Annotated in this window: 18 protein-coding genes; 12 read left to right on the forward strand and 6 right to left on the reverse strand. The window is 64.3% G+C overall.

Annotated elements, in window-relative coordinates:
* Positions 1-79 precede the first annotated feature (79 nt).
* Positions 80-310, forward strand: coding sequence for a hypothetical protein (locus J3E61_RS13865; RefSeq protein WP_192725332.1), 231 nt, complete (start codon positions 80-82; stop codon positions 308-310).
* On the opposite strand, the gene J3E61_RS13870 is transcribed toward J3E61_RS13865, so the two are convergent.
* Positions 311-1,723 carry a DUF4185 domain-containing protein gene (locus tag J3E61_RS13870; RefSeq protein WP_210083942.1) on the reverse strand — a complete coding sequence of 471 codons (1,413 nt, stop codon included), beginning with the start codon at positions 1,721-1,723 and terminating at the stop codon, positions 311-313. It lies immediately after the preceding gene.
* Between the two features lie 276 nt (positions 1,724-1,999).
* On the opposite strand from J3E61_RS13870, the gene J3E61_RS13875 reads away from it, so the two are divergent.
* Complete coding sequence (locus J3E61_RS13875) at positions 2,000-3,211, forward strand: septum formation family protein (RefSeq protein ID WP_210083943.1); 1,212 nt, start codon at positions 2,000-2,002, stop codon at positions 3,209-3,211.
* Between the two features lie 3 nt (positions 3,212-3,214).
* On the opposite strand, the gene J3E61_RS13880 is transcribed toward J3E61_RS13875, so the two are convergent.
* Positions 3,215-4,579, reverse strand: coding sequence for an FAD-dependent oxidoreductase (locus J3E61_RS13880; RefSeq protein WP_210083944.1), 1,365 nt, complete (start codon positions 4,577-4,579; stop codon positions 3,215-3,217).
* 186 nt (positions 4,580-4,765) lie between these two features.
* On the opposite strand from J3E61_RS13880, the gene J3E61_RS13885 reads away from it, so the two are divergent.
* Positions 4,766-5,704: a hypothetical protein gene (locus J3E61_RS13885; protein WP_192725328.1), complete on the forward strand. Its 939-nt coding sequence runs from the start codon at positions 4,766-4,768 to the stop codon at positions 5,702-5,704.
* 127 nt (positions 5,705-5,831) lie between these two features.
* Here the strand turns inward: J3E61_RS13885 and J3E61_RS13890 are convergent, their stop codons facing one another.
* On the reverse strand, positions 5,832-6,314 hold the full coding sequence (locus J3E61_RS13890) for a hypothetical protein (RefSeq protein WP_192725327.1): 483 nt from the start codon (positions 6,312-6,314) through the stop codon (positions 5,832-5,834).
* A 216-nt stretch (positions 6,315-6,530) separates the two neighbouring features.
* Here J3E61_RS13890 and J3E61_RS13895 point away from each other — a divergent pair, with 216 nt between their 5' ends.
* Genes J3E61_RS13895 through J3E61_RS13920 form a run of 6 tightly spaced genes read left to right on the forward strand, consistent with a single transcriptional unit; the run spans position 6,531 to position 16,139 of the window.
* Complete coding sequence (locus J3E61_RS13895) at positions 6,531-7,727, forward strand: amidohydrolase (RefSeq protein ID WP_210083945.1); 1,197 nt, start codon at positions 6,531-6,533, stop codon at positions 7,725-7,727.
* Positions 7,712-9,433 carry an amidohydrolase family protein gene (locus tag J3E61_RS13900; protein ID WP_210083946.1) on the forward strand — a complete coding sequence of 574 codons (1,722 nt, stop codon included), beginning with the start codon at positions 7,712-7,714 and terminating at the stop codon, positions 9,431-9,433. The genes J3E61_RS13895 and J3E61_RS13900 overlap by 16 nt, the downstream gene beginning before the upstream one ends.
* Before the next feature lie 38 nt (positions 9,434-9,471).
* Positions 9,472-10,632, forward strand: a complete 1,161-nt coding sequence (locus J3E61_RS13905; RefSeq protein WP_210085545.1) for a cytochrome P450 — start codon at positions 9,472-9,474, stop codon at positions 10,630-10,632.
* 42 nt (positions 10,633-10,674) lie between these two features.
* Entirely contained in the window at positions 10,675-13,326 is a 2,652-nt protein-coding gene (locus J3E61_RS13910; RefSeq protein ID WP_210083947.1) for an adenylate/guanylate cyclase domain-containing protein, read from the forward strand.
* A gap of 48 nt (positions 13,327-13,374) precedes the next feature.
* A complete protein-coding gene (locus J3E61_RS13915; RefSeq protein WP_192725323.1) occupies positions 13,375-14,715 on the forward strand; it encodes an MFS transporter in 1,341 nt (446 codons plus the stop codon).
* Entirely contained in the window at positions 14,712-16,139 is a 1,428-nt protein-coding gene (locus tag J3E61_RS13920; protein ID WP_210085546.1) for a beta-lactamase family protein, read from the forward strand. Before J3E61_RS13915 ends, J3E61_RS13920 begins: the two co-directional genes overlap by 4 nt.
* A 92-nt stretch (positions 16,140-16,231) precedes the next feature.
* On the opposite strand, the gene J3E61_RS13925 is transcribed toward J3E61_RS13920, so the two are convergent.
* The 3 genes from J3E61_RS13925 to J3E61_RS13935 form a co-directional block, all read right to left on the reverse strand.
* The gene (locus tag J3E61_RS13925; RefSeq protein ID WP_210083948.1) at positions 16,232-17,314 is read right to left on the reverse strand and encodes a hypothetical protein; all 1,083 of its coding nucleotides are present in this window, start codon (positions 17,312-17,314) and stop codon (positions 16,232-16,234) included.
* 118 nt (positions 17,315-17,432) lie between these two features.
* On the reverse strand, positions 17,433-18,071 hold the full coding sequence (locus tag J3E61_RS13930) for a M15 family metallopeptidase (protein ID WP_210085547.1): 639 nt from the start codon (positions 18,069-18,071) through the stop codon (positions 17,433-17,435).
* A gap of 133 nt (positions 18,072-18,204) precedes the next feature.
* Complete coding sequence (locus J3E61_RS13935) at positions 18,205-18,627, reverse strand: hypothetical protein (RefSeq protein WP_210085548.1); 423 nt, start codon at positions 18,625-18,627, stop codon at positions 18,205-18,207.
* Positions 18,628-18,922: 295 nt separating this feature from the next.
* Between J3E61_RS13935 and J3E61_RS13940 the strand changes: the two genes are divergently transcribed.
* The 3 genes from J3E61_RS13940 (at position 18,923) to J3E61_RS13950 (ending at position 20,147) form a co-directional block, all read left to right on the forward strand.
* Entirely contained in the window at positions 18,923-19,126 is a 204-nt protein-coding gene (locus J3E61_RS13940) for a cold shock domain-containing protein (RefSeq protein WP_192725321.1), read from the forward strand.
* Positions 19,127-19,434: 308 nt separating this feature from the next.
* The gene (locus J3E61_RS13945; protein WP_210083949.1) at positions 19,435-19,956 is read left to right on the forward strand and encodes a hypothetical protein; all 522 of its coding nucleotides are present in this window, start codon (positions 19,435-19,437) and stop codon (positions 19,954-19,956) included.
* On the forward strand, positions 19,953-20,147 hold the full coding sequence (locus J3E61_RS13950) for a hypothetical protein (RefSeq protein ID WP_192725319.1): 195 nt from the start codon (positions 19,953-19,955) through the stop codon (positions 20,145-20,147). The genes J3E61_RS13945 and J3E61_RS13950 overlap by 4 nt, the downstream gene beginning before the upstream one ends.
* The last annotated feature ends 217 nt before the right edge of the window (positions 20,148-20,364 follow it).

Genomic DNA, 20,364 nt, shown 5'->3' on the forward strand with positions numbered 1-20,364 from the left:
CCGCCTTCGCGATGTTAGCTAGCAAGCGGTCGAGTCGCGCGATTTTCGCGCGAGCGAGTCCAGCTGAGACACTGACGCGATGACATCCTCACGCGACGTTTACGAACGGCTCGGTGTGCTCGAGCAGCTGGTTCGGCACCTCTACGAGAAGACAGGGATCCCGATCCCAGATCTGCAGACGCTCACCCAAGTCTCCGACCGCGTGCGGCAACTGCTCGCGTCCGGCAACAAGATAGCCGCGATCAAGGCGTACAAGGAGGAGAGTGGCGTCGACTTGGCCACCGCGACCAAGATGATCGAGTCGCTCTGACTACGGCAGAACCGTTTTCATCAACATGACGTTGTAGTCATTCCATTCAGACAGGTTGTAGTACAACGTTTTGCCCGTCGACCAGGGGTGCAGGAACGGGGCGTAGATCCCGCCGGGGAACTGCATCGACGGCACCACCATCTGCTCCGGGCTCCACGGGCCTTGTGGTGCAGGCGCAGTCCGGAACACGACGTCGTTCGCGCCGTTGCAGTACATCGCCAGATACTGATGCAGGTATGTGTTGAATTGGGCTGACATCTCGCCAACCGGCCCGGGGATGACCACCGTTGCCGCGCCGGGATTGCCTGGGACCCAAGCGTTTTGGTCTGAGCTCCAGTATTCGTACTTGGTGACGTCCGGTATGTTCTCCGGGGCGACGCGCGCGATGTATGCCGAACCGCCGCGGCCTGCCGGCGTCCCGAACGAATAGATGTACGGGTCGCCGGGCCCGGGTTTGAGGAACGCCCCCTGCTGGAAGTTCTGATTTCCGTCGACGTGCCGCGCGCCCGGGATGGCGTCGGGTCGTGGCGTGCGGACAGATCCCGGGTAGACGCCCCAGCGGTCGCCGTTGTCGGGTGACACAGCGATCGCCGAATAGTTGGTTGTCCAGGCGCCGTTGGCATCCCAGCTCTTGATGGACATGTAGTTGAGGTACTGCTTTCCGCCGACCGAGATGCCAGCGGTCGGGATGATTCCAGTCTCGTCGGGCGCCCACTTGGTGGTGTTGATGATCTGTTTGGAGATGCCGCGGGCCCACATCGGCGAGTTGGCCAAGCTGACGGTGTTCGACAGGGCGCCGTCCTGGCTGCGCATCAGCACGTTGTATCGCCATTGGTGACCGGGCGCGCTGCAGTAGCCAGAGGTGTCGCCGAACGCCATCAGGACTTCGCGAGAACCGTTGTCCCACATGATCCCAAGGTCGGTACCCGAGATGGCGAAACGTGACAGCGTGTTGTTCGGGCTGTTGGGCCCGGTCACCCAACCGACGAGTGAGGTGCCAGGCGGGTCGGCGGTCGGCGGTGCGGGCGGCGGGGCGGGGGCCGCTTCGGGGACAGGCTGCGCAGTGGCCGGGGTCTGCTGATTGGCAGCGTTCGGTGGTGTTGGCGCAGGCGCAACGCCCGCCTGCTTCTGCACCTGCCCGGCTTGGGGAGTGAACGCGTTGAGAAGGGCTCGCGACACCTGGCCCAGCCGCGGTAACGGCGCGCTCGTATTCACATTGGGAGGCCGGTGTCCCCGTGGCAGGCCCCCGGTCACTGGCATGGCTGGGGCCGCGGGAACGTCAGGCTGGGCCGCCGCGGCGGCATCGGTGCACGGTTCGGCTCCGGCGAGCGGTGTGACGCCGATGGCGACGCACAAGCTGATCGCAGCCGCCGACGCCACCGATGCAGAGGCGATTCGCAGACGCGGCGACATGACACACCTTTCAAGGGGACATGACGTCGCTTTGACGTCAGAAGTCGACTGCTGTGACGTTAGTGATTGATGAGGCTTATGTGCCTAGTGATGCACAGATGGGTATGGATCCGTGACCGTGTCGCTATACATCGATGTAATTCGTGCCCCGGCCCGTTATCGCACAGCAATCTGGTCAGCTGTTGCTATCTGTGCGCTTTCCGCTAACTATTTGGTGAAAGTGCTTTGCTTGCCATTGCAGCAGAACATTAGCTGTGGTCCCATCATTGCGTGTCGGTGAAGCACAGGTCCGACGAGGTGTCCACCGACAAGCTGCCGGTGCACCATTCGCATGCGCGCCCCCGGCCACGACGGGTGCGCTTTCCGCTGTGGTCGATGAGGTTGTTCTTCGTCGCTGTCGCCGTTGCTGTCGTCGCCGCATCGGTTGCGGTCGTCTGGCAGATGACGCATCGCTCGAATGCCCACGCACCGACCGCCGACGCGCGTCGCGGCGACTGCCTCACCTGGCCGCCGGGCGAACCAGAGCGTGCGACGAAGGTCGACTGCGGCGGGGAGCACCTGTTCGAGGTCGCTGATTCCGAACCGATACCCCCTGCCGGAGCCGACGGTCAACAGACCTGCGCGCGAGCGGTCGGCTATTACCTTGGGACGCACTATGATCCGGGCGGCCGATTCGTCGTGGGCGCTGTGCAGACCGGCGGCCGGCTGGTGTGCGGTCTGCAGTTGCCAAGCGACGGCATCGCTTCGTTCGGATTCAAGGGCAAGGTAGAGAGCCAGGATCAGTCTCGCGTTTGGGCGACCGGCACGTGCCTGGGCATCCGGGAGGGCAAGACGACCGACATCGCGGTGGACTGCGGTTTGCCGCACGCGCTCGAAATCACTGGCACCGCAGACCTTTCCACCGTATTCGGTCAAGCGGCGCCGTCGACGGCGGCTCAGGATGCCGTGGTGCGGGACGCCTGTGGCGTGGCGACGGCGGCGTATCTCTCGCCGGTGACGCTGGACGCCACGGGCCTGTCCATTCGCTATCAGCCGATCGACGCGGCGGGCTGGGCGGCGGGAAGCCGTCGGGTCGCGTGCCTCCTCGGCTCACCGACCCCTGACGGAGGTTGGGCGAGATTACTGCGTAGCGCGAAAAACGGGGTGCGCATCGATGGGCAACCCGCTGGACCGCTGCCGAACCCGGTGCAGTGGCCGACCATCGAAGTCGCCGTCCCGACAACTGAACCCGTCGAACCGTCACCGACCGAAGAGGTGCCGGTGCGCGTGAACAGCCAAACCGACGAAGCCGACCAATCCGACGAGACTACGGACGATTCCACTGATGTCGCGCAGCCCGTCCCTCATATCGACGGCGCGGAGGGACTGGGACCGGTAGAGCATATGGAAGGCCCAGGGCTGCCGGGGCCGGTGCCGATTACGATCGGGCCGCCAGCGCCGCGACCGGAATCCGAATCGCCTCCGGCGCAAGAACTTCCGGTCGGATAGGGCTCAGGCCACCGTCATCGCTTCACGTTCCATCACCTCGGCCGCGGCGCGCTCACCGGAGCGGACGGCTCCGTCGATGAATCCATACATGACTGCCGACGTTTCGGTGCCGGCCCAGTGGATGCGCCCACAAGGTTCACGCAGGGCGGGGCCGAACTCGGTGAGTACCCCGGGTGGAGTGTGGGAGATCATCCCGCCGCCGGAGTAGCGCTCGGTGCTCCAGTTCTGCTCGACGTAGTCGACCGGTGACTGTGCTTTGTCGCCGAAACGTTCGGTGACCGCGGCGAGTACGGCCTTCCTGCGCTCGTCGTAGGGAAGCTTCGTCATCTGGCGCGCGACGGGTCCTTCCGTGATGACCGTCAGCACGCCGGGTCGACCGGTGCCGGTGCAAGAGTCGATCGTGAGGTTGGCCATCGAACCAGGCGCGAAAGACTGACCCGACAGGCCGTCGGCTCGCCAGAACGGCTCGTCGTAAACCAAGGCGATCTTGAAGACCGCGCCGAGCGGCATCCGCTGGTGCAGGAACGACCTGTCCATCGGAAGCATTGGCTCGTAATGGATCTGGCTTGCGATCGCAATCGGTACGGCCACGACCGCGCGGCGTGCGCGCACCACCATGTCGTCGGAGCGGACCGTGACCATGTCGGCGTCTTGGACGATGCTGCGCACCGGCTGCGACAGGTGGATGGCATCGCCGAGTTCGGCGGCGATGGCCCGGTGGATGGCACCCATGCCGCCGACGGGCCTGGCGTCCTCGGCCGCGTCCTTGACGCCGAGCACGAAGCTCGGCCCGCCGGCCGACGCCATCTGGTAAAGGACGAACAGCAGCGAAACCTCTGACGCCGCAGAGGTATACAGGCCAGCGACGGAAGAATCGAGCAGCTGATGGGCGGGCTTCGACAGGGTATTCCTGTCCAGCCAAGCCCCCCAACTGAGCCGATCCCACTTCGCTGCCTTGGGTGCTTCCCACGGTGCTTCGACCGGAATCGACTTGCACATCTGGGTGAGCTCGAGGAAGACCGTGCCGATGTTGGCGACTGCCCAGGGGCTCATCGAAAGCGGAATGGTGCCCTTGTATCGGTACTTCTTGCCGTCGACGTACATCATGGCGTCGCCGTCGACATACTGCTTGTAGCTGGGAATGTGGAACTCGTTCATCAGCGCGTAGATGGCGTCCTGGCCCGGTCCGATCCACGCGCCGCCGCGATCGATCCACAGCCCATCGTCGCGGGTTTCGGTGAAGGTGCGACCGCCGACGCGATCGCGCGCCTCCAGCAACGCCACCGAGTGGCCCGCCTGTTTCAGGCGCAATGCCGCGGTCAATCCGGCGAATCCCGCGCCCACTACGCAATAGTCCACATCAGCCATGGCGTTACCCTTCGCTGGATGACGAGCCTGGCCGCCCGGGCGGCCCGGGAGCAATGTGTTTGCCAGCTAATAGGCCTACCCGTAATTAGCGTTCATGTCAATAATGGTGTTGGCCGGAACTGGGAATCGGCTGAAGATATTGCAAACGATCGCTGGCAACGCTGGGCGCCTTGCTAACGTGCGCCAATGGTGCTGGCCAACCTCGCTTTCGGGTCGTCGAGCAGTGCCGTCGATGCACTGTTGTCAAACGGGCTGACGTTCGGCGTGCCGATCTGCGTAGCCGCGCTGATCGTGTACGTGGTTATCAGGACCAGGGAGACGAAGGTGCGCGGTCCGTCGACACCTGGAACGGCACAGGTGTTGTCGGTGCGAAAGATTGGCTGGGCCGTCGGGAGCCCGCCGAATCAGCGCTCCGCGTGCAGGATCGGACTCAGGGTCGAGGTCCTCGGCCGTGAACCGTATGAGGTGACCATTCGGCAGAATTTCGAGCCTTACGTGCTCGGCATCGCCGTGGTGCCGGGGAAGACCGTGCCGGTGCAGGTCGAAGATTCCAATCCGCAGAACGTCCGCATCGATCTGAGTCAACCCATCCCGCCGCAAGTCGGATCGGGCCCGGCACGAACGGTTTTCAACGCGCCTCCGAAAGTGACGTTCAACCAGTCGAGTTGGTCGCCGCAAACGGGATGGACGGGTTCGCCACCACCGGGCGACCTGGCCGACCAGATCAAGGCGGCAGTGGAAGGCGCCTTTCAGGGCAACGTCGGACAGCAGGCCGAGGCGTACAGGCAGACCGGCGGTGCGGGCCAGGTGCTTTCGGCGGCCGCGCTACTCGCGACGGGCCAGCGTGTGCAGGCAGCGTTGAAGTCTTTCGCGCCCACCGGCACCACGCCGCGCAGCCTCGGTAGGACGCCGAGTCGGCCGGAACTCATCGACGCTCCGCACTACATGCTCGAGGTCGAGCTGCATTTCCCGAATCTGGCCCCGATCACGGGCCGGGCCGTCCAGCCGGTGCCCGTTGCCCATGTGCCAGGTCTCGCCGTAGGCCTGCCGTTGACCTGCGCCGTCGACCCGGCCGACCCGTCACACCGATTTGTCGTGGACTGGGATGCGCCACGGGTCGGTTGAAGTCCGCCAGCCGGGGTATATACCCTCCACCGGGCGGAAGGGGACTGGGGTGGCGAGCACTATCTCTATCGAGGGCGGATCGTTGGCGATCTGTCCGGCGTGCGGCTACCCCACGCTGAGCCCAAAGCTATGTGCGTTCTGCGTTCCCGCGGCCGCGGACAAGATCGACGTCGTGGCCGACGCTCCCGACGTCAACCCCGCGGCGTAGGCGCCGTTGCCGGCGCAAGTCCTGCGCGATCCGCCGGTCGAGCACTCGTTCTTCGCGTTTCGTCAGCGCGCGGTTTCGCTGCGCCAAGAGGTCCAGCTGCTCCCAGCTCAGGCCGTCGAGATCACCGTCCGAGTCGTGGGTCGCGATAACCACGCACCCTCGCAGCAGCGGAACCGTTTTCGCAGTGAAGTTGGTGGTAGCCAACAACAGTCGGGTCGCGGCACGGTTGGCTCGGCGTTGGCACCGCTGCGTTGACTTCGTGAACCAGAAGTCGAATCGCCGGTCGGTGCTCGTCAGGCTTTCCAGGCCATAGTCGCTGACAAGCTCGGCGATATCGGCGGTGGTGTAGGCCTGGGTCTCATAAGCGACGCCGCTGGGGCTGAAGTACAGAACTGTGTTCATGCAGGTCTTCCATTCCACTCTTTCGTTGACGGGACGTGCCGGCTGTGCCGCACTGATACCAGTGTTGCCAAAGTGACGAATGAGATAAACCTCGATAACGAAATTGCCACGAGATGTTTGGCGTCCTCACAGCCAGGTCTCAGCGAGCCGCCGGGAATTACGCTGTTTTTGCACAAATAGCATCGACAGGATCGGCAAAGCGACCATAGTCGTCATATGGCGCTGCTGCCTGACCCGACGCCCCGGGAGCGACAGCACATCCTCATCTCGGTCGACGACCACGTCATCGAGCCACCCGACATGTTCGAAGGCCGCTTGCCGAAGGCGCTGGCCGACCGGGCGCCCAAGATCGTCGAGTCCGACGACGGCACTCAGGTCTGGAATTACGAAGGCCGCACCTATCCGAACATCGGTCTGAACGCTGTGATCGGTCGGCCTAAAGAAGAGTGGAGCATGGAGGCCGCCCGGTTCGACGAAATGCGCCGCGGCTGTTGGGATATCGACGCGAGGATCGCCGACATGGACCTGGCCGGCATCTGGGCATCGTTGAACTTCCCGTCGCTGATCGCCGGCTTCGCGGGAACGGTGTTCTGGAAGAGCGACGACCCCGAACTCGGCCTCGCCGTATTGCGTGCGTGGAACGACTGGCACCACGAGGTGTGGGCCGGCTCCTACCCCGACCGCATCATCCCGCTGCAGCTGCCCTGGCTGGCCGACCCGCTGTTAGCCGCCGAGGAGCTGCGCCGCAACGCCGAACGCGGCTTCAAGGCCGTCAGCTTCCCCGAGCTACCCGCGCAGTGCGGCCTACCCAGCCTGCACACTGGCGCATGGGATCCGTTCTTGGCCGCGTGCGAGGAGACCGACACCGTCATCTGCCTGCACACCGGCTCCGCGCAGTGGGCGCCGATTCCCGCGCCCGATACCCCGTTCGAGACCATCACCACACTGTTCCCCGTGAATGCCCTTGTCGCGACGGCGGATTGGCTGTGGTCAGGCATCCCGGTGCGCTTCCCGAAGCTGAACATCACGCTCGACGAGGGCGGCCTCGGCTGGGTGGCGATGCTCGCCGACCGCGCCGACTTCGTGCTTGCCCACTCCGCGTCGGGCGCCGAGGGCGGCGCGTGGAAAAGCGACCTGCTGCCCAGCGAAGTGCTGCGACGCAACTTCTGGTTCTGCTCGATCGACGACCCGACGGCGTTCGGCACGCTTGACGCAATCGGCGCCGAACGCATCCTCATCGAGAGCGACTACCCGCATGCCGACTCGACGTGGCCCGACACCCAGCACGTCGTCGCGCGCAATGTCGCGAACCTGTCAGCCGACGACGCGGCCCGCATCACCCACCGCAACGCCGCCGAGTTGTTCCGCCACCCACTGCCCGACGAAGGATGGCTGGCATGCTCGACCTCCTGATCAAAGACGCCTCGATCGTCGACGGCACCGGCGCGCCCGCCCGGCACGGTGATGTGGGGGTGCGCGACGGCCGGATTGTCGCGGTCGGTGACATCGACGAGCAGGCATCGAAAATCGTTGATGCGCAGGGCCAGACGCTCACACCTGGGTTTGTCGACCTGCACACGCACTACGACGCCCAGTTGTTCTGGGATCCGACCGCGAGCCCGTCGGTGCAACACGGCGTCACGACGGTGTTCGGCGGCAACTGCGGCTTTACGCTGGCTCCCGCCGGGCCCGAACAACAGGATTACCTCACTCGGATGCTGGCCCGCGTCGAGGGCATGCCGTTGGAAGCGCTGCGCGCCGGGCTGGACTGGCAGTGGTCGTCGTTCGGCGACTGGCTGGCCCGGCTCGACGGACGCACGGCCGTAAATGCCGGATTCCTGGTGGGCCACTCGGCGATTCGGCTGGCCGCGATGGGTGACGACGCGGTCGGTGGTGAGGCGTCTCTGGCGCAGATCGAAAAGATGGCCACTCTGCTCGGTGCTGCGCTGTCGGACGGTGCGCTGGGGTTGTCGACGTCGCAGTCGAACACCCACAACGACGGGTCGGGGCAACCGGTGCCGTCGCGCAGCGCGTCCCGCGACGAGTTGGTGGCGTTGGCGGCCGTCCTGCGTCAACATTCGGGCACACAGATAGAGGCGATCATCCCCGGCTGCCTGTCCGGCTTCACCGACGACGACATCGCGCTGCTGACCGATATGTCGCGGGCCGCCGACCGGCCGCTGAACTGGAACGTGCTCGGCGTCTCGGCCGCCAACCCCGAAGGCCACGAAAAGCAGTTGCGCGCATCGAAAGTCGCCGCCGAGCGTGGCGGCCGCATCGTCGCGCTGACGCTGCCGCATTCGACGAAGATCCGGCTGTCGTTCTTGACCGGCTTCGTGCTGGACGGGCTGCCGGGCTGGCGCGAGACGATGCACCTGCCGGTGCCCGAGCGACTCAAGGCCCTCGCCGATCCCGAGGTGCGCAGGCGCCTCGACGAGGGTGCCCATTCTGAAGAGGCGGGAATCCTTCGCGGCCTGGCTAATTGGGAGCGCCTGATCATCGTCGAGACGTTCGCGGCCCAGAACGACGACGCGACAGGCCGCACGGTCGGTGAAGTCGCGGCGGCGCGCGGGGGAGAACCGTTCGATGTGCTGCTGGACATCGTGATCGCAGACGAACTGCGGACAGGCTTGTCGCCGCGGCCCTTCGGGGACGATGAAGCGGACTGGAAGGCGCGCGCGCAGGTGTGGCGCAATAGGGACGCGGTGATCGGCGGTTCGGATGCAGGCGCGCATCTCGACATGATGTGCGGCGCGATCTACACGACGTCGTTGCTCGGCCACGGTGTGCGGGAGCACCAGGTGGTCACGTTGGAGGAAGCCGTCAGGCTGATCACCGATGTACCGGCGCGACTGTACGGGCTGAAGGAACGCGGCCGCATCGTCGAAGGGTGGCATGCGGACCTGGTGATGTTCGACCCCGCGACCGTCGACCACGGGCCGGAGCTCACGCGCTACGACTTACCTGCCGGCGCACCGCGTTTGGTCGCCGATGCCAAAGGCATCACATCGGTATGGGTCGCTGGTACAGAAGTCTGCCGCGACGGCGTCGCAACCGGCGCGCTGCCGGGCACGGTACTGCGATCAGGCCGTGACACGGAGACGGTGACTGCGTCGTGACGGAGTTCGATCCCGCCAAGCTGCAGGACGGGCTGCTGATGGCGGTCGAGAATGTGCACGAGAAGTTAAGGGTGGCACGGGAAAAGCATCGCGTGATGGTCGGCAACCCGATCGTCGAGACGCCGGCGCAGAACCTCGACATGGCAGGCGTGACGGTGCTCGGCTACGACGAGTGTCAGACGGTGCTGACGGATTCGGAGCGGTTCTCGTCGTCGATCTACCAGAACATCATGGGCCCGGTGATGGGCAAGACGCTGCTGGAGCAGGAGGGCGACGAGCACCGGGCCAGCCGAGCGCTGGTGTCGCCGCTGTTTCGGGCGAAGCTGTTGGAGCGGTGGCGCGCCGGACTGGTCGAGGTGGTGGTGCACGAGCTGATCGACCGGTTCGCACCGCGAGGCCACGCAGATCTGGTGCGCGAGTTCACGTTTGCGTTCCCGGTGCAGGTGATTGCACGATTGATGGGCCTGCCGCGTGAGGACTATGTGCGGTTTCAGCAGTTGTCGATCGAGCTGTTGAGCGTGGTCTACAACTGGGACGTCGGAATGGCGGCGTCGGCGACGCTCAAGGAGTACTTCGGGGAAATCTTGGCGCAGCGGCGAAGGGATCCGCAGGACGACCTGATCAGCACGCTGGCCGAGTCGGAGATCGATGGCGAGCGACTGTCCGACGAGGAGATCTTCGCATTCCTGTTGTTGATCTTGCCTGCGGGAGTGGAGACGACGTATCGGGCGTCGGGGAATCTGTTGGTGGCGATGCTGACGGAGCCGGCGCTGCTGCAGGCGGTGCGGGACGACCGCACGCTGCTGCGGGGTGCGATCGAAGAGGCGCTGCGGTGGGAACCGCCGATCAGCACGGTCGTGCGCGTGGCCAAGAAGGACTGTGAGCTGGGCGGCATCAAGATCACCAGGGGGACGAACGTCAGTGTCAGCGTTGCGGCGGCCAACCGCGACCCGGCGCACTATCCGGATCCTGACCGGTTCGATCCGACGCGAAAGATCCTCGCGCACCTGACGTTTGGCGCGGGCCCGCATGTTTGCCTGGGCATGCCGCTGGCGCGGATGGAGACGACGGTGGCGATCAACGCTTTGCTCGACCGACTGCCGGACCTGCATCTCGAGCCGACGGCGCCCAAGCCGGTGATCAACGGCGTGGCATTCCGCTCGCCCGCGGCGTTGCCAGTGGTATTCACGGCCGCGTAATTGGCGATGTTCGAGATGCAAGCTGGTTAGCTGTGACATCCTGTGGCCGTGGCCGCGGGGGGACCGCCGTCTGGGGTCGTCACGTTCTTGTTCACCGACATCGAGGGCTCGACTCGTCGGTGGGAAGCCGATGCCGAAGGCATGCGGGCCGCACTGTCCGCACACGACGACGTCGTGAGTCACGCCATTGACGCGCACGACGGTTTCCTGTTCAGCCGTACGGGCGATGGCGTGGTCGCCGCGTTTGCCTCGCCGAAGTCGGCCGTGGACGCAGCCGTCGCGGCGCAGCGAGCGCTGCAGTTGCCGGTACGGATGGGCCTGGCGACCGGGGCGGCCGAGCTTCGCGACGGGGACTACTTCGGTGTCGTACTGAATCGGGCCGCGCGGGTGATGTCGGCCGGCCACGGTGGTCAGATTCTGCTGGCCGACTCGACTGCCAACCAACTGAGCGGGTTGGACCTGCTCGACCTCGGGCTGCGGCGGCTGCGTGACGTGCCGACAGCCGTCAGAATATTTCAGCTTCAAGCACCGGGTTTGCGCTCGGAGTTCCCGCCGATAAAGGTGCTCGACGCGACGCCAGGGAATCTGCGGCCGGGGGTTACCAGCTTCGTCGGACGGGAGCTGGATCTCGTCGAACTGAAGGGCGCCGTTCGCGGACACCGGTTGGTGACGCTGACCGGTCCTGGCGGGGTTGGTAAGACCCGGCTGGCCACCGAGACCGCCGCTGCGTTGGTAAACGAATTCGCCGACGGTGTATGGCTTTTCGAACTTGCCGCGGTGAACGATGCTTCGGCGGTCCCTGATGCGGTCGCCGCGGTGCTGAATATCACGCAGCAGCCGGGCAAGAGCCTGCAGGATTCGATTGCCGCGGCACAGCACGGCAGAACCCGTCTACTGGTGTTCGACAATTGCGAACACGTCCTGGACGCCGCTGCCGACCTGATCGAAGCCATCCTCGACCAATCGGAAACCGTGAAGGCGTTGGCGACCAGTCGCGAGCGATTGGGTCTGGGCGATGAGCAACTGTGGCCGGTGTACTCGCTGGAAGTCGGTGACGGCATCGACTCCGAAGCCGTGGCACTCTTCGTCGAACGCGCCCGCAGCGTGTGGCCGCAGTTCGCATTGACCGAACCCGATGCGGTGATAGACGTCTGCCGCCACCTCGACGGCCTTCCGTTGGCCATCGAACTCGCTGCCTCACGGATGGCGTCGATGACCGCCAACGAGGTGCGTGATCGGCTGGATCACCGGTTCCATCTGCTGGTCGGCTCACGTCGTGACGTTCCGCATCATCAAAGTCTGCGCCATGCCGTGCACTGGTCCTACGATCTGCTGCGGGATGCCGAAAAGGCGCTGTTGGAACGGTGTTCGGTGTTTGCGGGCGGGTTCGATCTGCAAAGTGCCTGTGCGATAGGTGGATTCGCCGACGAGTACCTCGTGCTGGATCTGCTCGATGCGTTGGTGCGGAAGTCGCTGGTCGTCGTGAACCAGACAGCGGGGCACACGAGGTACTCGATGCTCGAGACCATTCGTCATTTCGCAGGCGAGCAACTGGTGAAAAGCGGTGCGGCTGACAAGGTTCGAGACGCACACGCACACCACTTCGCCGAGCGGGAGTCGGAGATCATGATGTTGTGGGACAGCCCGCAGCAGCGCGACGCCTACGCCTGGTTCGGCGCCGAATTGGCCAATCTGCGCGTGGCGTTTCGGTGGGCGGCCGATCGCAACCTCGACGACGCCGCCGCCATTGCGACCTATGCGGGCATCCTCGGCTACATCGTCGAGAACCTCGAGCCGATCACATGGGCGGAAGAACTTCTGGATGCTGCCCTAGCCAGCGATCATCCGCGGCTGGCGACGCTGTACGTGTTGTCGTCCATGTGCGGCCTGAAAGGCCGGATCGCTGACGCGGTTCGATACCGAGATGCGGCGATGGCTGAGATGACCCGCGGCGCTGAGGTGCTGTTCGGTTTCGAGTGTCTACTCGGTCGGTTGTATCTGTTGACGCGGGACGGCGAGGGCTGGGCGAACTGGTGTCGGCCCCGCCTCGCAGCCGGGCATGACGTGCGCGGACTTCTTCGCGCCGCGTTCGTGCTGTGCCAGATGATCGCCAGTGTGGCCGACGAGGCGTTGGCAGCCGCGAACGGCCTGATCGAGGTCGGCGAGGCGACCCACAATCCGCACGCGATCACGTTCACCCTGCTGGCTTATGGCTTCGCGCATCGCGACGTGGCGCCGCTCGTCGCATTGGACGCGCTGCGCCGCAGTAGGGCGATCGCGCACGACAACGGTGTTCGTGCCAACGAGTCGTTCGCCGCGATGAGTCTTGGTCGGCTCGAGGTCGAACATGGTGACCCGATCGCGGCGCTCGACTACGTCACTCTGGGCATTCGCCACTATTACGACTCGGGCAACACCGCACAGATTCGGATGCCGTTGGCCTGTCTGGCAGCGGTATTGGACCGATTGGGGCACTACGAACCGGCCGCGACGATTTCCGGCTTCACCGTCGACCCCTTGATCTCGTTTGCCGTTCCCGAGATCGACGACGCCGTCATGCACCTGCGCGGCGTTCTCGGCGACGACGCGTACGAATCGCTCGCCGCCGTGGGCGCGGCGATGACGCTTTCGGCGATGGCGACGTATGCATACGATCAGGCCGACCAAGCCCGGACACTTCTCTGCAACAACTAGCCGACTTATGCGACGTGGTAGCGCCGGTCAATGCTTGAATCGACAGACATGACCGCATCGACTGCACAAGTGCCGCCGCCGTCGGCCGCCGCGACCCGCCGGGCGATCTGGAACACGATCCGCGGATCGTTGGGCAACCTCGTCGAGTGGTACGACGTCTACGTCTACACCGTGTTCGCCTCGTATTTCGAGAAGCAGTTCTTCGCCGAGACCGACGAGAACTCGACGGTTTACATCTACGCGATCTTCGCGATCACGTTCGTGATGCGGCCCATCGGGTCGTGGTTCTTCGGGCGGTTCGCCGACCGCCGCGGTCGCCGGGCCGCCCTCACGGTCAGCGTGTCGCTGATGGCCGCCTGTTCGATGGTGGTCGCGCTGGTTCCCGCGCGCTCGAGCATCGGCATCGCGGCGCCGATCATCCTGATCCTCGCCCGGTTGCTCCAGGGGTTCGCCACTGGCGGCGAGTACGGCACGTCGGCGACGTACATGTCCGAGGCGGCGACGCGGGAGCGCCGCGGCTTCTTCTCCTCGTTCCAGTACGTGACGCTGGTTGGCGGTCACGTGCTCGCTCAGTTCACCTTGCTGATCGTGTTGACCGCCTTCGACGACAAGCAGGTTCACGAGTTCGGCTGGCGGATCGGGTTCGCCATCGGCGGCGTGGCCGCGGTCGTGGTGTTCTGGCTGCGTCGCACGATGGACGAGTCGCTCAGCGAGGAAACCCTCGCAGCCGTCAGGGAGGGCAAGGACCCTGGTGCCGGCTCGATGCGAGAACTGCTGACGCGCTACTGGCGACCGCTTCTGCTGTGCTTCCTGATCACGATGGGCGGCACCGTCGCGTTCTACACCTACAGCGTCAACGCACCCACCATCGTCAAGACGGCCTACAAATCGCAGGCGATGACCGCGACCTGGATCAACCTGATCGGCCTGATCTTCTTGATGCTGCTGCAGCCCGTTGGCGGGATCATCAGCGACAAGGTCGGCCGCAAACCGCTGTTGCTGTGGTTCGGTTTCGGCGGGCTGATCTACACCTATGTGCTGATCACCTATCTGCCTGAAACTCGTTCCCCGATAATGTCTTTCCTGCTGGTAGCCGTCGGGTACGTGATCCTGACCGGGTACACGTCGATCAACGCGCTGGTGAAATCCGAACTGTTCCCCGCCCACGTTCGGGCGCTCGGTGTCGGGGTCGGCTACGCGCTGGCGAACTCGATCTTCGGCGGCACCGCCCCGCTGATCTACCAGGCGCTCAAGGCGCGCGATCAGGTGCCGTTGTTCATCGGCTACGTGACGGTCTGCATCGCGGTCTCACTTGTCGTCTACGTCTTCTTCCTGAAGAACAAGTCTGAGACGTACCTCGACCGCGAGCAGGGAGCGGCGTTCCGCTGACCAAGGCCATTGCTGTTGGCGCCGTCGTGCTTGCACTCGCGACGGGGTGTTCAAGCGGGGCGGCAGTGCAGGCACCGGTCAGCGAAAGCGCAAAGCCCCCGCCTACAGCGGCTCCCCCGGCCGCGCAGGCTCCCGCCCCGGTCCCGCCGCCTAACCCCGCACCCACATATGACTTCGCACCGGTCTCGAAGCTGATCAACGACGCGATCGCGGCGCATGAGCTTCCGGGCGCAGTGCTGCTCGTCGGCCACGGTGGCACGGTCGTCTTCCAGCAGGCTTACGGGGACCGCAAGCTCGCAGGCGAGCCGGGCCTGGACGCATCGCCCGCGCCCGCAGAGCCGATGACCGAGGACACGATCTTCGACATGGCGTCGCTGACGAAACCCCTTGCCACCGCGACCGCCATCATGCAGCTCTACGAACAAGGCAAGGTGGCCTTCGACGATCCCGTGCAGCAGTATCTGCCCGGCTTCAATCCGGCCAACGATCCGCAGCGCGCAAAGGTGACCGTCCGGATGTTGCTGACGCACTTTTCGGGTGAAACAGGCGACGTCGACCTCAAGGATCCGTGGGGGCTCGACCGCCCCGACAAAGCTGAAGGCATTCGGCGTGCGCTCACCACACCGCTGGAGTCAAGCCCAGGCGAGGCCTTCCGCTATTCCGACATCAACTTCATTCTGCTTGGCGCGTTGGTCGAAAGCCTCACTGGCGAAACCGAAGACGTCTACGTACAGCAGAACGTGTTCGCACCGCTTGGCATGGCAGACACGGGTTACCTGCCCGATAGCAGTCTATTGCCGCGGATCGCACCGACAGCGCGTGACGAGGAAAACGCAGGCGACCCGAGCAAGAACCCCGACTTCGGTAATCTGCTGCGCGGCAGGGTGCATGACACGACGGCGCGACGCATGGGTGGAGTGGCCGGGCACGCGGGCCTGTTCTCGACGGCGCACGACATCGGCATCTACGCGCAGGCCCTGCTTGACCGGCTCGCGGGTAGGCCCAGCGGATTCCCGTTGCAGCAAGCGACTTTGGAGTTGATGACGACTCCGCAGCAGCCTGGACACACGGCACAACAAATCGACAAGGCGAACGCCGCAACCCGAGAAGCCATCGCAACGAGGCCGAACAAAGCCAATCCGCTACTCGCTCCGACGTATCCGGCGATCGCAGGACAAAACCTGCGCGGCTTCGGCTGGGATATCGACACCCGCCTTTCCGCGCCGCGGGGTCTGATCTTCCCGATCGGTAGCTTCGGGCACACCGGCTTCACCGGAACCACGGTGTGGCTGGATCCGGGCTCGGACACCTACGTCGTGCTGCTCTCGAATTCGATTCAGGTGCGAGGCAGTGCACCGATCCAGAATCTGCGCGGCGAAGTGGCGACGGCGACGGCCAAGGCGCTGCATCTGTACGGCACCTGACGATTGCATGCCTGCGAACCCCTCGGGTGTCCGGGAGCGACATGCTTTCGCGACGTGTCAACAAATGATGACAGTGCCGAAACGCGTGGTTACTAGCTGTACGCCGTGCTGCCTTCGACGGGATGAGTCGTGCTGATCAGCTTGGCGAAGCAATGGTCGCGGTCGAATCCGTTGCTCCTGCACCACGCCAACGCCTCATCGGCGGTCGCAAACCCCGAACCCACGATTGTCACCCAGAATTCTGAACCCGAGAACGTTGACCAGTCGGCCGACCACAGCAGTCGAACGTTGGAGTAGGTCTGGCGAAGCTGTTGGTGCTCGGCCAGGATCGACGCGTTGGTCCACGTCTGTCCCTCTGCGACGAGACCGACGCGTTTGGAACTCAACTGCGGCACCCAGCGATCGGCAAGCACGCTGAGTACGTAGGGCTGATCGCTCGCCGCGATGGAGCGCAATTGGCCTGCGGACTGGTCGGCCGGCGCCGGGAGTGGCTGTTCGGTAGGTGTCTGCGCGGTGAGTGCCGTCGGTTCGATGATGTTGACCAAAAGCGATGGCACAGTGGTCTTTCCGCCGATTTGCGTGTCGTATGTCACGGCTCCGGAAACCACGCCGTACATGGTCACGACGTCGTTTTCGACGATGTTGGCAACCATGCCGGCGTCGTGCGCGGTGACAAGGGTGTTCTGGTCGTAGTCACTGCGACTGTCCGCGGGGGCGGGTCCGGTGGCCGCGCGAAACGTTGTCGGGCCGGTCGCAGCGTCGAACTGCGTCACAACACCGTAGACGACGACCTTGCGACCGATCCACGAGTCGGGGTCCTTGGCCATCAGCGCGAACTCGCGTGCGCTGAGCGAAGCATACGTCGACCGGTCCAGGCGAGCGGTGTCTTCCGGGCGCCGTTGCTCGGTCGGCTCAGACTGCGTCGGAGTCATTCCACCGTTCGCGCTGGCGCCGGCAGAAGGTGATGGGCTGGAAGTAAGCGGTTGTTGTTGAGGGGCCCGGCTGAACTGAAGACCAAGGAGTATCCCGACGGCCAGCACGAGAACGGTGACGACTCCTACGATCGATCCGACAAGCAGCGGACTTCGCTTGGGACGTAAGTGATCTTGATCGTCGTAGCCGCTGGGCCAGGGGACGGCCTCTTGGTGCGGATCGGGATAGTGCGGATAGACCATGGGAGAGCCTTGCAAGATTGTTGTTGATCAGTGAGCGGACTGTCGCCCTGTCAACAACGGTAGAGCCAGACCCATGCGGACGTATCGGGTGTTTCCCTATGGTTTGTTTGCTGGGAGATCAGCGCTCGAAGTGCTGATAGTCGACGGGAGTTGTCCAGTCACCGCCCCAGCGCCAGCCGCGATCGGTGAAGACACGAACGACGGGGTCTCCTGCGTGCAGGATCCCGGGGTCGGCGCGGTTGCGGTCGACGTACGGCGCGGCGGTCTTGGGTTGAATCGCACCCGTTCGATCGATCTCGGGGTTGAGTAACGGGTTGAGGTCGATGGCACGGCCGAATGCGTGCTGGGACCAGTGGCCGGTACCGGGAATGTCGCGGCAGTTGAAGGCCGAGGTGTTGTTGTCCTCCATCGACAGTTCGTCGTCGGCGTCGGGGTAGTTGTCGACGGTGCGGATCTTGTCGATCGGATAGTGCAATGCCAGCAGCTGCCCGAATATCGCGACCACGTCGGCCGCGAGGTCTTCGTTGACGATCAGGGCACCCCGGTGCGCTTGTCCGTCGAAGCCGAGGTAGTCGACTTCGACGCGGCGCAGCTGGTCCGGATCGATCGGGCAGCCGGGCCGCAAGCTGGGGCCGAGTTCGGCGGCGGTGACGGGCCGAATGGGAGCAGCGGCCGGCGGTGGCGTGGTGGCGGACGGTCCGTGCGCCGTTGGCGACGGCGGCGATGGCGCTGGCGCCGGCGCTGAGCCGCATTGCACGAGAACTGCACCGGCCAGTGTCAGCGCCGCGATCCGCCAGGCGCTGACTCGCGACGAGGCCTCACCGCGTCGTCTCAACTGAAAAACCCGCTGCCATCGGCGGTTTCATTTGACTGGTGCAGATACGACAAGCCTAGCCTGCGTTGGCGGGTTCACATCGTTGCTGAGCACGGGCGGCCTGAACAATCGCGTCGGCCGTTTGGAACGCCGTGGTGTGCTGGTGCGCATCCATGACGGGCAGATCGGCGGCTTGGCGCAGCACCATGACCGCCAGAGCCATACTCGTTCCGCATGGCACGACGAGCAGTTGTGCCTTGGCGCGACTACCGGTGATGGTCATGACGCGCAGATGACGACTGTCCTCGCCGGGCATTGCCGGGACGCCGCGGCGATTGAGCAAGTCGAGATCGGCGACACCTTGCAGCGGCGACCAGTTGACGCCGATATCGACGACGTCGCCAAGCGGTTCGCGCAGAGCGTCAGTCAAGTCCGACAGCTCGCGCGCGAGCGACACGGTATGAGGCCACCACGCGCCGTCCAGGCCGCTGCCGAGCATCGATGTCAGCGTGAACCGGACCGGGCTGCGCAAGCGCCGTCCGTCTAGGACGCTGGTCACGCCGAGACTGCCTGGCGCGCACGAAATTTGATGTACAAGACGATGTGATCCACGGCAGCTTCCTTCAGTTGGACTCAGGCTACACCCATGGTGTTCCGACGCTGTATCCGGCTTCCAACTCATAGCAGCGCGAAAACCGTTGCAGCACAATCGAAGAGGTTTATCCAGCTATCCGTGCTACGCTGAGGGTGGATGCCTGTCGGCATTCGTTCAGAATGAGAGAAGTTGAAAAAGTATGACACAGGGAACTGTGAAGTGGTTTAACGGCGATAAGGGCTTCGGCTTCATCGCTCCTGACGGCGGCGCCAACGATGTGTTCGTCCACTACTCGGAGATCCAGGGCAGCGGGTTCAAATCGCTCGAGGAGAACCAGCGAGTCGAGTTCAATATCGAGCAGGGGGCCAGGGGCCCGCAGGCAGTCGGAGTGACAGCCGTCTAACAACGTCTAATCAATGTGGGCTGGTGGGTCGTTTTCCGCCAGCCCACAATGCGTTTGGGGGAGTTTCCTATCCACATCAGGCGGGATAGGCGTACCGTAGGGGTATATCGGCTGCATTCATCGCCGATAACTGACGTGCTACACAGTCAGAAACATTGACTCACCAAGACTCTTATTGGGAGTCGGCATCGACGTCCGTTCTTGACGTGATGCATAGATTCGGTGGTATGTCGTGCGCGACCGTTTGAGATCGCGTCGTCGCCGAGTCGAGTGAATTGGCCGTTTCGCGGTCAAGACGGGAGTGTCGTATGACACGACACGAAGGCCGGTCCGATTCGGACGGCCAACACCCAGGACCAGAGCAGACCCCGCGGTTGCGGTTGAAGCCGAAGGCGCCGGTATCCGGGCATGTCGACGGCGCGTGGTGGCCCCAGACCGACGACCTCGCCGCTGAGCTGCCGGATCTGCTGGCGGTGCTTTCGGTTCGGCTGGGCACCATCGATCGGGTGCTCTACAACCTGGCCGAATGGGCACAGATGCCGAAGCGACTGACAACCGGCGGGCGAGCGGTGCGACTGGACGGCTACCGGCTGCAACCGGCGAACACCCTTCAGGTGATGGGGCTCGGCCGCGAGAAGATCTTGCTGCTGGTGGTACCTCCGCACACCGATGCGGACATCGCCCACGAGGCGATGATGACCGCGGCGGCGCCGAGCGATGTGACCGCCGTGGGCGACTTGCTCGCCATCGGCGCGCATAGCGGAGGCGAAGCTGCTGACGACTATCACCGTTCGACATTTCGCCGGCGGGTACGGAGGCTTCGACCATGACAGTCATAGTGACGCTGCCCGACGGCGGAACCGACGAGTACATGCGGTCCGGTGATGCCTACGTCAAGAATCACGACGGCACGCTCGACGTCGTTCGCACCGGCGCTAAGCATCCACACAGCTACGCGCAAGGGGATTGGACCGACGTCGAAGGAACTCAGAAGAGGTCAAAGAAGCGTTTCTGGGGATGATGAACGTCGCTGACAAACCTTTGCACACAACCAATTTGAGGACAAACTTTATGCAATCCACTGACCTGTTTTCGCATCCATACGTGCCCGAGGCCGCGTCCAAGGCTGAGCACGATTCGGAACCTGTTCAAGCTCCTGTCTTTTCCGACAGCGACGCCGAAAAAGCTTCGGCTGCCAAGGCGTCGGGATCAGGCCAATGACCGTGGGTGTATCGTCG

The organism is Mycobacterium sp. OAE908 (assembly GCF_017872775.1).
GTDB lineage: Bacteria > Actinomycetota > Actinomycetes > Mycobacteriales > Mycobacteriaceae > Mycobacterium.